The sequence below is a fragment of the Halomonas dongshanensis genome, from assembly GCF_024790395.1.
Lineage (GTDB): Bacteria > Pseudomonadota > Gammaproteobacteria > Pseudomonadales > Halomonadaceae > Vreelandella > Vreelandella dongshanensis.
The window spans coordinates 41,933-55,042 of sequence record NZ_JAJISC010000006.1 but is presented as its reverse complement, the minus strand read 5'-3'; the positions used below and the strand labels follow the sequence as shown (position 1 = coordinate 55,042).

At 63.5% G+C, this 13,110-nt stretch carries 13 protein-coding genes; 2 read left to right on the top strand and 11 right to left on the bottom strand.

Annotated elements, in window-relative coordinates; genetic code table 11:
* The first annotated feature begins 77 nt into the window (after window positions 1–77).
* The gene (locus LLY24_RS13245; protein WP_259036785.1) at window positions 78–821 is read left to right on the top strand and encodes a Crp/Fnr family transcriptional regulator; all 744 of its coding nucleotides are present in this window, start codon (window positions 78–80) and stop codon (window positions 819–821) included.
* A gap of 78 nt (window positions 822–899) precedes the next feature.
* A complete protein-coding gene (locus LLY24_RS13240; RefSeq protein WP_259036784.1) occupies window positions 900–1,481 on the top strand; it encodes a hypothetical protein in 582 nt (193 codons plus the stop codon).
* Between the two features lie 32 nt (window positions 1,482–1,513).
* On the opposite strand, the gene LLY24_RS13235 is transcribed toward LLY24_RS13240, so the two are convergent.
* From LLY24_RS13235 to LLY24_RS13185, 11 genes are all read right to left on the bottom strand, one after another.
* Complete coding sequence (locus LLY24_RS13235; RefSeq protein WP_259036783.1) at window positions 1,514–2,170, bottom strand: OmpA/MotB family protein; 657 nt, start codon at window positions 2,168–2,170, stop codon at window positions 1,514–1,516.
* A gap of 2 nt (window positions 2,171–2,172) precedes the next feature.
* Window positions 2,173–2,994, bottom strand: a complete 822-nt coding sequence (locus LLY24_RS13230) for a motility protein A (RefSeq protein ID WP_259036782.1) — start codon at window positions 2,992–2,994, stop codon at window positions 2,173–2,175.
* Window positions 2,995–3,028: 34 nt separating this feature from the next.
* On the bottom strand, window positions 3,029–3,736 hold the full coding sequence (locus LLY24_RS13225; RefSeq protein ID WP_259036781.1) for an RNA polymerase sigma factor FliA: 708 nt from the start codon (window positions 3,734–3,736) through the stop codon (window positions 3,029–3,031).
* A gap of 26 nt (window positions 3,737–3,762) precedes the next feature.
* Entirely contained in the window at window positions 3,763–4,206 is a 444-nt protein-coding gene (locus LLY24_RS13220; protein WP_259036780.1) for a flagellar protein FlhE, read from the bottom strand.
* A 2-nt stretch (window positions 4,207–4,208) separates the two neighbouring features.
* Entirely contained in the window at window positions 4,209–4,688 is a 480-nt protein-coding gene (locus tag LLY24_RS13215) for a hypothetical protein (RefSeq protein WP_259036779.1), read from the bottom strand.
* Entirely contained in the window at window positions 4,685–6,826 is a 2,142-nt protein-coding gene (gene flhF / locus LLY24_RS13210; RefSeq protein ID WP_259036778.1) for a flagellar biosynthesis GTPase FlhF, read from the bottom strand. The genes LLY24_RS13215 and flhF overlap by 4 nt, the downstream gene beginning before the upstream one ends.
* Window positions 6,827–6,890: 64 nt before the next feature.
* Window positions 6,891–8,972, bottom strand: a complete 2,082-nt coding sequence (flhA, locus tag LLY24_RS13205; RefSeq protein WP_259036777.1) for a flagellar biosynthesis protein FlhA — start codon at window positions 8,970–8,972, stop codon at window positions 6,891–6,893.
* On the bottom strand, window positions 8,969–10,135 hold the full coding sequence (gene flhB, locus LLY24_RS13200; RefSeq protein WP_259036776.1) for a flagellar biosynthesis protein FlhB: 1,167 nt from the start codon (window positions 10,133–10,135) through the stop codon (window positions 8,969–8,971). Before flhB ends, flhA begins: the two co-directional genes overlap by 4 nt.
* Window positions 10,136–10,224: 89 nt before the next feature.
* A complete protein-coding gene (cheZ, locus tag LLY24_RS13195; protein ID WP_259036775.1) occupies window positions 10,225–10,920 on the bottom strand; it encodes a protein phosphatase CheZ in 696 nt (231 codons plus the stop codon).
* Window positions 10,921–10,962: 42 nt separating this feature from the next.
* Window positions 10,963–11,352 carry a chemotaxis response regulator CheY gene (gene cheY / locus LLY24_RS13190; RefSeq protein WP_259036774.1) on the bottom strand — a complete coding sequence of 130 codons (390 nt, stop codon included), beginning with the start codon at window positions 11,350–11,352 and terminating at the stop codon, window positions 10,963–10,965.
* 66 nt (window positions 11,353–11,418) lie between these two features.
* Entirely contained in the window at window positions 11,419–13,089 is a 1,671-nt protein-coding gene (locus tag LLY24_RS13185) for a methyl-accepting chemotaxis protein (protein ID WP_259036773.1), read from the bottom strand.
* Window positions 13,090–13,110: the final 21 nt, after the last annotated feature.

The following is a 13,110-nucleotide window of genomic DNA, read 5'->3' as shown; positions in this document are numbered from 1 at the left end:
GGTTCAATCTAGAGGAACACGCAGAATCGCCTATAGTGGTTATCAGGCCGCAAGGCGTTAAGTGCAAGGAGCGTACGATGTCTGCAGAGAGTAGTTGTATCATTCGCCATTTCAGCCACTACTGCGAGCTCAGCGACGACGAGAAGTCGCTGCTCAAGCGCCTGGAAGAGAGCCCGACGGACACCCGGGCCAACTCGCTTTTGTGGCAAACCGGCGACGCCGCAAGCGAGTTTTGCACCCTGAGCAAGGGTTGGGCCTACTCGTTTCGCCACCTGGAAAACGGCGATCGCCAGATTCTCGAGGTGTTTCTACCCGGCGATATCATTGGTCTGAGAGAGTTCGCCTTCTCGCAACGTTTGGAAGACGTGCGCATGCTGACCGATGGGGTCGTCTGCTACTTTCCCCACGCGCATCTACTCGACCTGTTCCAGCGCTCGGTCAAGCTCACCTCCGTGGTCATGGCAATCAGCAGCCGCCATCAGGCGCTGATCACCGAACGGCTGATCAACGTAGCCCGGCGCACGGCGCGCCAGAAGGTCGCGCACTTTCTCAACGAGATGTACGTACGCATCGGCCAGATCGAACCGCACCAACACGGCAAGTTGCATTTGCCGCTCTCCCAGGAACAGCTGGCAGACATTCTCGGCCTGAGCCCGGTGCACGTGAGCCGTACCTTTAGTGCGCTGAGCGAAGAGGGCATCGTCTACCGCGAACGCCGTCACGTCAGTATTCCCGACTTAAAACTGCTGGCCCGCGAAGGCGAGTTCGACGCAAGCTACCTGCGCGAAGATATGCACTCGCTGCTAGAAGGGCTCGAGTAAGCGGCACCTAATCGCGCTATGCCATCCTCCAACGCCACGTTAGACTGGGACCTTTGCTCACCAACACCAAGATCCCCCATGCCCTCGACCGCACGCTCTTCTCGCCCCTGCTCATCTCTGCCCTTTGTACTTTTACGCTCAGCGCCTTTGCTGCTGGCCTTGACCTGCGCCAGCGCCCAGGCAGCCAACTTCAACGCCGCCGATATCGCTCACCACGGCGCTTGGGAGTCGCTTACGCTGACGCTCGGCGACGAACACCACTACCGCGCCGTTGATACCCAGAGCTACTCGGATGCCACCTTGAGCGTCAATGCCACTCAAGGGGTCTGCGATCTCCCCTGGCTCGAAGTACGTGTCACCCTAGAGGAGCAGCAAGGCGAGAGCCGCGCGGTGGATTTGGTGCCCACGCGCCTACGCGTGGACGACCGCACACGCTTTGATAGCATGGCCGAGTTCATTACCGAACGCGGCGACGACGGCTTTTACGTTCATTTCTACCTCAACGACGTGTCGACGCTTTTGGACGAAATGGCCACCGGCGAGCAGCTCTTTCTCGGCTTTGACCAGACTGATGCCGACCCTTGGTACATGACCTTCAGCCTCGACGGCGCTAGTGAGGCGCTCGCGCGTATGCAGCGCCTGTGTGCAGCAGGCGGCTAGGCGAGGAGTAGCCGCTTAGAGAGTTGGGTGGCTTAAGGCACGGCTTGGCGCAGCAGCAACTCTACGCGGCGATTGGCACGGCGCCCATCGATGGTGGCATTACTTGCCATCGGTCGCGTATCGGCATAGCCCACGGCGCGCAAGCGCGATGCCTCAAGCCCCTGACGCTCAAGAAAGCGCACTACCGCAATGGCCCGCGCTGAGGAGAGTTCCCAGTTGGAGGGAAAGCGGGCCGTGGCGATGGGGACATCGTCGGTGTGTCCCTCGACCGAGATCTCGCCATCGAAATCGGTGAGTAGCGCCCCAAGATGATCGATCACGCCCTGCCCCTGGGCGGTCAATGCTGCCTGGCCGCTGTCGAAGAGCAGGCTATCGTCGATACGCAGCGTTACCCCCGACTGGCCTTGGGTCACGCTGACGCCGGGGATGTCGAGCTGTTCGATGCGCGGCGCGAGTCCCGCATTGAGGGGTTTTAGCCCGTGGCCGGGGAGCGGGACGTTCTCCAACGACGCCACCGAGGCGCTCTCGGCAGGCGCATCGCTGCTGCCTGTCGGCGTCAGGGCCAGCAGCAGAACGAAAAGCGTAAGCAAAAGGGTCAGCACATCGAGGTAGCTGGTCGTCCAACCATCATCGGCCTCGGTGCTACCCGCGTTTTGTTCGAGAAGATGCAGGGTGTCGCGATCGAGCATGATCAGCCCTGCGCCTGTTGGTCACGGCGTTTGGCGCGCGGCGTTTTTGGATCGGGTTCGCGGATCTCATCGTGATAGTTGGCAACGAAAGAGTTGAGCGTCTCTTCGATGAACGACGGCAAGCGACGCTTGGTGATCAGCGAAATACCCTCGAGTACCATGTTCATGGTGATCAAACGCTCCTCGGTGCGCCGCTCGAGTTTCACCGCAATCGGCTTGAACACCAAGTTGGCTAGCAGAATGCCATAAAAGGTGGTCAGAAGCGCAACCGCCATACGCGGGCCGATTACCTGCAAATCGCCTGCATCCATCACCTCGAGCATGTTGACCAACCCCACCAGGGTGCCGATCATGCCGAAGGCGGGAGCGTAGGTCGCCATGGTACGAAAGATCTGCGCTTCGGCGTGCTCGCGCGCTTTCAAACGCGCGATGCGCCAGCGCAGCATGTCGAAAATCTCATCTTCTTTAGTGTTGGCGATCACGAGCTGAATGCCGGTGCGCAAGAAGGGGTTACGGGTATGCGCCAGGGCCTTTTCGACGGCGCGAACGTCGCCCTTGAACCACAGCCGCGACATGTCCACCAGCTCCTTGATGTCGTCGCGCACATAGGTGTTTTCGCGCCGGAACACCAGCCCCACCAAACGCACCACTCGCACCACCTCCTTGAGCGGATAGCTGATGAACGTGGCCGCCAGCGTGCCGGTAACGACGATGGCGAGCCCTGGTAGGTTGATGAAGCTTTCAGGAGACTCGGCGGTGAAAAACAGCACACTCACCAAGAGCAAAATACTGGCGAAGATACCAATCAGCGTTGAGGGGTTCATCCACGGCTCCTTGCCGGTTGATTGAATGGCGCCTTCAGCGCCCGGGTTCATCGTGCAGCCGCGCGCGCAGGCGGCTGATGGCTTGACTGTGCAGCTGCGAAACGCGCGACTCGGTCACGCCCAACACGGCACCGATCTCCTTGAGGTTGAGCTCCTCTTGGTAGTAGAGCGCCATCAACAGCTTCTCGCGTTCGGGTAGCGCTTCGATGGCCGCAATCAAGCTCTCGCGCTGCTGACCATCGAGCAGCCGATCGAAGGGGGTATCAGCGCCCTCATGGCTCAGCGGCTCACCCCCCTCGGCCATCAGTTCCTCGAACGGCAGCAGCTGTCCGCTATTGGTATCGTTTAACAGCTGCTGGTAATCACCCAACGGCATGTCCAAGGCCTTGGCGATTTCGCCCTCTTCGGGCGCGCGTCCGAGTGTCTGTTCGAGCTGACGAACCGCTTCGTCCATCGCCCGGGCGGAGCGGCGCACGCTACGCGGCAGCCAGTCGCGCGTGCGCAGTTCATCGACCATCGCCCCACGAATGCGCTGGCTGGCGAAAGTGGCAAAGCTCGCCCCCTGCCCGGCGTCGAAACGACCCAGCGCCTCTAAAAGCCCCATCATGCCCGCCTGGACCAGATCGTCGAGTTCGATGCTCGCCGGTAGCCTGACCTGCAGGCTCAAGGCGTGGCGTCGCACCAAAGGCATGTACTGCGTCAAGAGCTCGCTCTGGTTGATCCTGCCTTTTGCTGTGTACATCCTATTCGCCTCACGGCTTTAAACGTTCACTGAGAGTAGGCGTTCTCGGCGCCTTCTGCGGCGCGGTAATTGACGATGACCTGCATACCCGACACCCGCGTCGGCCGCTGGCCCGATGCCAGCATCAGGCGAAAATGCAGCGGTGCGCGCGCGCTGAGCCCAGCCAAGGCCGTACTCGTCCCTCGGCCTGTCGAAAGCGCGACACAGCGCTCGGGGTGGCACAGCCAAGCGCCGATGCCTGCAGGCGCATCGAGGCGCCACTGCACCTGGGTGATACGCCCATCGCCTACCGGCGCTGCCGCCGCAGGCGCTACCGCGCTCGTCATCGTGGCACGATCGCTCATGGCGACCATCACGCCCGGCACCTCGGCGCTCCAACTGCCATCGGCGGCCACCGCCGCGCTGCCAACGAGCAGTGCACTCGCGAGCAGCAGGCCAAGCGCGCTTTTCGCATATATCGATCGCGTCATCGCTACCTCCGTGCCAGAAGCAGAAGCTCGAGCCCCAAATAGTCATGAGCGGCAGCCTGCAGATTGCCCAGTAGGCCATGGCGCGGTAGGTGCGGCTCGTGCAGCGCCAAAAGGCGCTTGGGACCACCGTGGTCGCGCATCAGCCGCAGCTGGCGATACATGCTGGCGAAGGCATCGGCGTCGCTTTCGATCCAAAAGGCCCAGCGAGCGTAGCGCGCGCTCAGATCGGCAAGCGTCGGCGCGGTCGGCGCCAGACAGTGGATCTCCCACGCCTCGGGCGCTTTCGCCCACGCGCGGCCAAGGCTTGCCCACTGCGCCAAGCGATCGCTCACCTGCGCCACCGCAGCGCCAGGCACGCCCACTACCATCAGCGGCGTGCGCACGACGGGCGCGGCCTGGGGAGGCGTATCGCGCTGCGCCTCCCGCTGCGCCCGCTGCCTATCGGCCCACTGCCGTAGCCCTGCGGCCTGATCCTGACTCATTCGTCCGCCTCCGCGTAGGAGGCGCTCAGGGCACGAATGGCCTCGCGCGTCATAAAGGCGTGATGGAGCGCGTCGAGCAAGGCCGTATCACGCCGCTGACGACGCCCCACCAGCGCCAGCAGATCGCGCCTTAGCGTACTCGCGCCATCGTCACTGGCGACATCGAGATGCATCACGGCGGCGGCCATACCGCTGGCGAGTAGCAAACGTAGCTCGACGTCGATGTCGCCCTCGGCGTACTTTTTCTGCAGCTGCCATGCGCGGCGCGTTAGCGCTGCAACACCTTCGGCCTGCAGCGGCGTAGCCAAAAGCGCCTGCGCCTCGCTGCCTAGTCGCGCCGGTGTGACGTAGTAGCGCCGCGCTTGGACGCGCTCGCTTTCAGGATCGAAAAGCTCGAGGCACCAGGCAAGTAAGGGCGTGGTGAGTCCCGTAAACGTCACCTCGGCGTAGGCGCTGCGCTGCTCGAGAGCACGCCCCTGAAAGCGCAGCGGCAGCGCATTGCCAAGCTGGCTCGCGGCAAACAGCTGCCCTAGCGTCAATCGCTCGCCTTGAAAAACGACCCGCTGGCTCGCCCGTGCCGCGCCCACCCAAGGCGCTAACTGCGCTTCGAGCCACGCGTGCGCTTCGGCATCGAGCCCCACGGGCAGCCAGTGCACCGCCGCCTGGGTCGCCGTCGTTTGCGCCTCGAGGCGCGCCGCCCATCCAGCTGGCTGACGGTGCTGTGGCCACGCCAGTGCCGTCCAACGGCCCTCGGCGTCCACGCCTAGGTCGGGCAGCGCCCAGTCCATACCGCGCTCGCGCCGTCTAGGGCCCCAGCAGATACCCAGCACCTCCGCCACAGGCGGCGTCGCCTGTAGCGTTTCCAGACGCGCCGCCTGCACCGAGCGCGGCAGGCCCGAAAGCGCGGTGAGCTGCTCCAGCTGCGAAAACCCCGCCACTCTTTGGCGCAGCCGCTCCAACAGCGATGCCACCCGACGCCCTTGGCCGAGGATATCGCGCGCGGGGCTCGCAGCGGGCACGTGAACGGGTGCATCGGGGCGCGCAGTGGCAAGCGCCTGGGCAACCAGCGCACTGGGATCGATTAGCGCGAGATCCTCCGGCACCTGCTGGCCGTGGGCACCGAAGAGCAGGCGCAGGTCGTGGCGCATGATGACATCGAGCAGCGGGCCCAAGCGGCCTGCCTCGTCCTGCTTGGTGATGATGCAATCATCGAGGGTGGCACCTGCCGCGCGCGCTGCCTGCCGATAGCGCTCGATCACCTCCTCGAGGATGTCGGGTTGGCTCGCAGCGTTGAGCACCAGCACCAAGCGTACCGGCACCGGAGTCTGTTTGAGCGCTGCCATCTGGGTAATCACCCGCTGATCGCGCTGGCTAGTACCCACGGTATCGACCATGACCCAGGTAGCGCTCTGAAGGCGCTCGTTCAGCGTATCGAGGGGTGCATCGGCTTCTAGGGCGAACATCGGCACGTCGAGCAGGCGTGCGTAGATGCGCAGCTGCTCATGGGCGCCGATACGAAAGCTGTCGGTGGTGACCAACGCGCCTGACGCTGCCCCATGGCGCATGACGAAGCGGGCGGCGAGCTTGGCCGTGGTGGTGGTCTTGCCCACGCCGGTAGGACCGACCAAGGCAACGATGCCGGGGCGGTCGAGCAGTGCGGCCTCACTTTCAAGGGTTATCAGGCGCGCGGCTAGGCGCTCGCTTAACCAAGCCTGAGTAGCCTCGGTGCTCGCCTTGGCATTGCCCTCCAGCCGCGCGGGCAGGCCATCGAGCACCTCGGTGGCGATCTCACGGCTGAACCCAACGGCCAGCAGCTGCGTCATGAGACGCTCGCGCACGCTTGGCGGCGCACTCTGCTTTGGTGGCGCGCGCCGGTCGAGCAGTTCGCGCATCTCTTGCATCTCGCGAAGCAGGCGCTCGCTCATCGCCTGCCAGGGGGTGGCATCGCGCGCCAAAGCAGGCGGGCGAGCGGGCATTGGTGTATCGAGCGCGGCCACGGCGTTATCGGCCATGGCGAGGATCTCGATGCCCCCTTCGGTGGGGCGGTTGGCGAGTATCAGGGCGTCGTCGCCCAGCGCCTCGCGTACTTGGCGCATGGCATCGCGACTGTTGGGGCCTACGAAGCGCTGAACGCTCATGGCAGCATCCTTAAGACGCCAGCGACGCGTCTGCCTTCATCATCGATCACACGAGTTGGCCGCATCAGTGCCCTCCTACCTGGGTGGTCACCCGCAGGGTGCGGTCATCGGGAATTTCGGCCTGGGACATCACCACCAGATGGCGCAGGCGACGACGCAAGAAGCGGGCAAGTACCGCACGCAAGCTGTGCTGCACGACGAGTACCGGCGGCTCGCCTGCGCCTTCATGACGCTCGAGCCCCTGTTGAGCCTGCTGCATCAGGGTATCGGCAAGCCCCGGCTCCAGCGCGCCGTTACCGTTCATCGCCTGGATCAACACCTGTTCGAGCTGGGCATCCAACCCCATGACGTTGAGCGTCTCCTGCCCAGCAAACCACTGCTGGGTGATGCTGCGGCCCAGAGCAATGCGCACCAGCGCCGTTAGCTCGTTGGGATCCTTTTGCTGCCCGGCGTGCTCGGCCAGGGTATCCAAGATGGTGCGCATGTCGCGAATCGACACCTCCTCGTCGAGCAGGTGTTGAAGAATGCGCTGCAGCACGGTCAGGGAGATCGCCTTGGGCACCACCTCCTCGACCAGCGATTTCTGTTCGTCGCCAAGCTTGTCGAGCAGCTTTTGCACCTCCTGGCGGCCCAGCATCTCGCTGGCGTGGCGGTGCAGCAGGTGGTTGAGGTGGGTAGCGATGACGGTACTGGCATCGACCACGGTGTAGCCAAAGACCTGGGCGTGTTCGCGCTGGGCGGCATCGATCCAGATGGCAGGCAGGCCGAAGGCCGGGTCCTGGGTCGGCGTACCGGCCAGTTCGCCGGAGACCTGGCCGGGGTCGATGGCCAGCCACTTGCCCGGCTGCGCCTCGGCGCGGCCAATCTCGGCGCCCTTCAAGGTGAGCACGTAGGCGTTGGGCGCAAGCTCGAGGTTATCGCGGATATGTACCACCGGCGGCAGAAAACCGACCTCTTGAGCGAACTTCTTGCGCACGCTCTTGATGCGCCCAAGAAGCTCACCCTTCTGGCGCGAATCGACCAGCGGGATCAGCCGATGGCCGACCTCGAGGCCCAGGGTATCAACCAGCTGTACGTCTTCCCAGCTCGCCTCCGGTGTTTCTTGAATGGGAACGGCGGGAGCAGCCATCTCCTGCTCGACGAGCGTGCGCTCCTTGCGCCGTAGCAGGTACCAGGCAAGCCCTCCCAGCAGGACAGTGAAGAGCAGGAAGAAGAGGTTGGGCATGCCGGGCACCAGCCCCAACAGGCCCATCACCATGGCGGCGAGGATCATGACGTTGGGGTTGATGAACAACTGGCTGATCATCTGCTGGCCGACGTCTTGCTCGGTGTTGACCCGCGAGACCGTGACCCCTGCCGCGGTGGAGATGATCAAAGCCGGAATCTGCGCCACCAGACCATCGCCGATGGTAAGCAGCGTATAGGTGCGCCCGGCATCGGCAAAGCCCATGCCGTGCTGCATCATGCCGATCAACAAACCGCCGATGATGTTGACCGCCATGATCACCAGTCCCGCCATGGCGTCACCGCGCACGAACTTGCTGGCGCCGTCCATCGAGCCGTAGAAATCGGCCTCCTGGGAGACTTCCGCGCGCCGCTTGCGCGCCTCCTCCTCGCCGATCAGCCCGGCGTTGAGGTCGGCGTCGATGGCCATCTGCTTGCCCGGCATGGCGTCGAGGGTGAAGCGCGCGCCTACCTCGGCGATGCGTCCGGCGCCCTTGGTGATGACCATGAAGTTGATGATCACCAGAATCAAGAAGACTACCAAGCCCACGGCGAAGTTACCGCCGATCAAGAAGCTACCGAAGGCCTCGATCACCTTGCCTGCAGCGTCGCCGCCCTGATGCCCCTCCATCAGCACCACACGGGTCGAGGCGACGTTGAGCGACAGCCGTAGCAGCGTAGTGAAGAGCAAGATGGCCGGAAAGGCGGCGAAATCCAACGGCTTTTCGGTGAACATGCTGACCAGCAGCACCATGATCGCTAGGGCAATGTTGAAGGTGAACAATAGATCGAGCGCCACCGGCGGCAGCGGTACGATCATCATGCCCAGAATCATCAGGATCAGCAGCGGTCCGGCCAGCAGCTTCATGGGAACGTTGCTGAGTCGCTCGCGCTGATTGAGCAGTTGGCTAAAGCCTTTCATCCAGATGCCTCGCTAGTGCCACCACCCCGACCGGGCGTTTCCAGGTCTGGGGGTACCGGCAGATGTTCGGGAGTCGGGGGCGCATCCCCTCCCTCCATGGCCACGCTCTTGAGGCGATAGGCCCAGGCCATGACCTCGGCCACGGCGGTATACAAAGCGGCCGGGATCTCGCTATCCAGCTCGACGTGGTGGTAGAGCGCTCGCGCCAGCGGCGGCGCTTGAAGCTGCGGCACCCGAGCTTCCTCGGCCAGCTCGCGAATACGCAGCGCCACGGCATCGACGCCCTTGGCCACCACGCGCGGCGCGCCCATGCTGCCCTCTTGATAGGCCAGCGCCACGGCGAAGTGCGTGGGGTTGGTGATGATGACATCGGCCTCGGGGACCTTGCTCATCATCCGCCCCCGCGCCATGGCCTGCTGCTGCTGGCGAATACGCCCCTTGACGTGAGGGTCGCCCTCGGACTCCTTGTGCTCGCGCTTGACCTCCTCCTTGCTCATGCGCAGCTTCTTGGCGTTGCTCCAGAGCTGAAACGGCACATCGATCAGCACCACCACGATCAGCGACAGCACGATCAATCCCGCCGCTATGGCGGTTAGACGGAGGGCATTCGCCAAGGCCTGCTGTACCGGCTGATCCATCAACGCCATGAAGCGCTCGATGTTGAAATACAAAAAGGCCGCCGCGATGCCACCGACCAGCACCGACTTGGCCAGTGCCTTGGCAAGCTCGACCAGCGACTGTACCGAGAAGATCCGCTTGAGTCCCTTGACGGGATTGAGTTTGGAGAGCTTGGGCGCCAGCGACTTGGCCGAGATCAGCCAGCCGCCAAGCAGTGCAGGCCCCACGAGGGCAACCACCAGCAACAGCACGAACAACGGCAGCATGGCGAACAGCGTGCGCTGGCCCAGGTCCAGCGCCTGGGTAAGCATCACCGTACTCTCCATGGCGTGGCGACGCTCGAACAAAAACGCCTGCTCCATGACCACGCCCAGCTGGTCATAGAGCATCGCCCCCATGCTCCAAAGGCCCACCACGCCGCCCAGCAGCAGCAAAAACGTCGCTAGCTCCCGCGAGCGCGGCACCTGGCCCTCTTCACGCGCCTTCTCACGGCGCCTGGGCGTGGCCTCTTCGGTCTTTTCCTGATCGCTGTCGTTGTCGGCCATGCGCTCATCCGGCTTTTAGCGGCGCCTGCATGCACTCAGCCGCCTCGAGGGCGGCTGAACGCAGCGACACATAACGATCCGGCGGCGCGCTAGAAGCCCAATTCATCCAGTAGATCATCGACCTGGTCTTGGCCGGTGACGATATCAGGTGCATTTTGCTTCACTTGAGGGCCATTCAAAAGCTCGTCGTTGCGCCGTGCATGGTCGCTTTTCCACTGATCCTCTGCCTTGCGCTGCATCGATTCTCGTGCCTGGGCCTCCGGCACGTTGTCAATCAGCACCTGGACCAGCTGATGTTCGATCTCGCGAATGACGTCCATCATCTTCTTGATCACCTGGCCGGTCAGGTCCTGAAAGTCCTGAGCCATCATGATCTCTAGAAGCTCCTTGTTGGTGGCGCTGGTGATCGTCGGCACCTCGCTCAGATAGCCGCGCGTCTCCTTGACCAACGCCTTGGCCTCGTCGAGCTCCTGGGGCGCTTCGAACCAGGCGTTCCAGCGCTCGTCCAGCGCTTCGGCGCGCTGACAGAGTTCGTCCTGCAGCGGCTGGGCGCGGTCAATGGCGTTGAGCGCACGGTCAGCCGCCTGCTCGGTCATGGTCGCCACGTAGTGCAGGCGATCGCGCGCGTCGGGAATGGCCTCCGCCGCCTTCTCGATCTCCTTGTCGAGCCCCAGCTCGCGCATGTTCTCGCGCAGCATGCGCGTGAGCTTGCCAATGCGGTGAATGAGATCTTCGGCAGCCTCGTCGGGCAACTGAGGCGCCTCGATGTGTGAGTGATCACTCATGGTGTTATCTCCTCGCGATGTCGGCGCAATGGCCACAGCGCGTTACTTGCCCATCTTGTCGAAGATCTTATTGAGCTTCTCTTCCAGGGTGGCGGCGGTGAATGGCTTGACCACGTAGCCATTGGCCCCGGCTTGAGCGGCGGCGATGATGTTCTCCTTCTTGGCCTCGGCGGTAACCATCAACACCGGCAGGTGCTTGAGAGCATCGTCCTGGCGAATCTCCTTGAGCATCTCGAGGCCGTCGAGGTTGGGCATGTTCCAGTCGGAGACGACGAACTCGAAGCTACCTGCGCGCAGCTTGTTGAGCGCGTCCTGGCCATCTTCGGCCTCGTCGACGTTGGTGAAGCCCAGCTCCTTTAGCAGGCTGCGCACGATACGCCGCATGGTGGGAAAATCATCGACCACCAGAAAACTCATGTTCTTGTCTGCCATTGCTCATCCTCTTCGTCGTGGCATGTCGCCGATGCCGGGCACGGCGACGAATTTTTCGGTCTGGGGTTAAAACGCTTCCCACTCTTCCTGCGCCGCCGAGGCGGGCGCACGCGTGGCAGGAGGACGCGAAACGGGAAGTGGCGCCGCCAGCGTCTGCACTGGCCGTGCGGGCTCCCCGTAGGTGCTGATCTTGAATACCGCTACGGCCTCTTCCAGGCGATTGGCCTGCTCTTCGAGGGAGGCGGCGGCAGCGGCGGCCTGCTGCACGAGTGCGGCGTTTTGCTGGGTCACCTCGTCCATCTGGCCAACTGCGCGGCTCACCTGCTCGATACCGTCGCTCTGCTCCTGCGACGCCGCCGAGATCTCGTCCATGATGTCGGTGACGCGGCGCACGGCGGTGACCACTTCGGTCATCGTCTGACCTGCTGCCTCCACCAAACTTGCGCCTTCGCGCACCTGAGTCGCCGAGGCATCGATCAAGGCACGGATCTGCTTGGCCGCGTCACCGCTGCGGCTGGCTAGATTGCGCACCTCCCCCGCGACCACGGCGAAACCGCGCCCCTGCTCGCCAGCGCGGGCGGCCTCCACCGAAGCGTTGAGTGCCAAAATATTGGTCTGAAAAGCGATGGAGTCGATCACGCTAGTGATGTCGGCCACCTTCTGCGAGCTTTGTGAAATGCCCTGCATGGTCAGAACGACCCGCTCGACCACCGCCCCACCGCGCTCGGCTGTCGTCGAGGCCTCTGCTGCCAGCACGCTGGCTTGGCGGGCGTTGTCGGCGTTTTGCTTCACCGTGGCGGTCATCTCCTCCATGCTGGCGGCGGTCTCTTCGATGGAGGCAGCCTGCTGCTCGGTGCGCGAGGAGAGTTCGGCGTTGCCGCCCGCAATCTCACGGCTGCCGTGGTGAATCTCGCGACTGCCGTCGCGCACGCCGCCGACGATCGCGACCAAATTCTGCTGCATCGTCGCCATGGCAGCGAACAACCGCCCCACTTCGCTGCGCCCCGAGGCGGGTAGAGGCTGGGTCAAGTCGGCCTTGGCGATGGCATCCAGGTGGGCCACCGCAAGCTGTAGCGGAGCAATCAGCGTGCGTCGCAGTCCGATATAGAGCAGTAGCGTCATCAGCACGGCAACGCCGAGCACCAGGGCGCTCACGAGCCAAAAGCGCTGCCCCTGCGCCTCGGCCTCAGCCTGTAGCGTGCTGACGTGGCCAAGCGCGTAATGAGTAAACGCCGCCATGCTCTCGGCCAGGCGAGCGACGGGCTCGACCATCGTCTCGCGCAGCTCGCTAAAGCCGTTGATGTCCATCCCGTCGATCACTTCGAGCTGCTGGTGGGCCAGCGCCAGTACGACGTTGAAATCCTCGATCAGCGTATCGCCCAGGGCGTCGCCCTGGAGCGAGCGTGGTGTCGCGACGAAGCGCTGAAAGCTCTCCTCGGCGGCCGCGATACGCTCGGACGCTACGGCAATCTGCTCGTTTGCTTGGCGCATCCGCCCAACCATGATCTGGTTGGAGGCCATCTCCATGGCCAAGAGCGTCTGCGACAGTAGGCCATCGGCGCGGTTGATCGAGTTGAGCTGGGCATCGCTGATACGCCCCAGGGTGTCGAGACTCTGGCGGGCGTTACGATCAGCGGCAAGGCCCAACCCCGCCACGACAAGGAGCATGGCGACGAACGCGACCAGGGCAGCGATGATCACACCATGAATACGGATATCATTGATTCGACGGCTCATTTTATTTTCATTCTCGTTTCG

Bases quoted from the DNA above. Each gene is read 5' to 3' on its own strand.
- LLY24_RS13245 (WP_259036785.1), top strand. From the start codon at position 78: ATGTCTGCAGAGAGTAGTTGTATCATTCGCCATTTCAGCCACTACTGC.
- LLY24_RS13240 (WP_259036784.1), top strand. From the start codon at position 900: ATGCCCTCGACCGCACGCTCTTCTCGCCCCTGCTCATCTCTGCCCTTT.
- LLY24_RS13235 (WP_259036783.1), bottom strand. From the start codon at position 2,170: ATGCTCGATCGCGACACCCTGCATCTTCTCGAACAAAACGCGGGTAGC.
- LLY24_RS13230 (WP_259036782.1), bottom strand. From the start codon at position 2,994: ATGAACCCCTCAACGCTGATTGGTATCTTCGCCAGTATTTTGCTCTTG.
- LLY24_RS13225 (WP_259036781.1), bottom strand. From the start codon at position 3,736: ATGTACACAGCAAAAGGCAGGATCAACCAGAGCGAGCTCTTGACGCAG.
- LLY24_RS13220 (WP_259036780.1), bottom strand. From the start codon at position 4,206: ATGACGCGATCGATATATGCGAAAAGCGCGCTTGGCCTGCTGCTCGCG.
- LLY24_RS13215 (WP_259036779.1), bottom strand. From the start codon at position 4,688: ATGAGTCAGGATCAGGCCGCAGGGCTACGGCAGTGGGCCGATAGGCAG.
- flhF (WP_259036778.1), bottom strand. From the start codon at position 6,826: ATGAGCGTTCAGCGCTTCGTAGGCCCCAACAGTCGCGATGCCATGCGC.
- flhA (WP_259036777.1), bottom strand. From the start codon at position 8,972: ATGAAAGGCTTTAGCCAACTGCTCAATCAGCGCGAGCGACTCAGCAAC.
- flhB (WP_259036776.1), bottom strand. From the start codon at position 10,135: ATGGCCGACAACGACAGCGATCAGGAAAAGACCGAAGAGGCCACGCCC.
- cheZ (WP_259036775.1), bottom strand. From the start codon at position 10,920: ATGAGTGATCACTCACACATCGAGGCGCCTCAGTTGCCCGACGAGGCT.
- cheY (WP_259036774.1), bottom strand. From the start codon at position 11,352: ATGGCAGACAAGAACATGAGTTTTCTGGTGGTCGATGATTTTCCCACC.
- LLY24_RS13185 (WP_259036773.1), bottom strand. From the start codon at position 13,089: ATGAGCCGTCGAATCAATGATATCCGTATTCATGGTGTGATCATCGCT.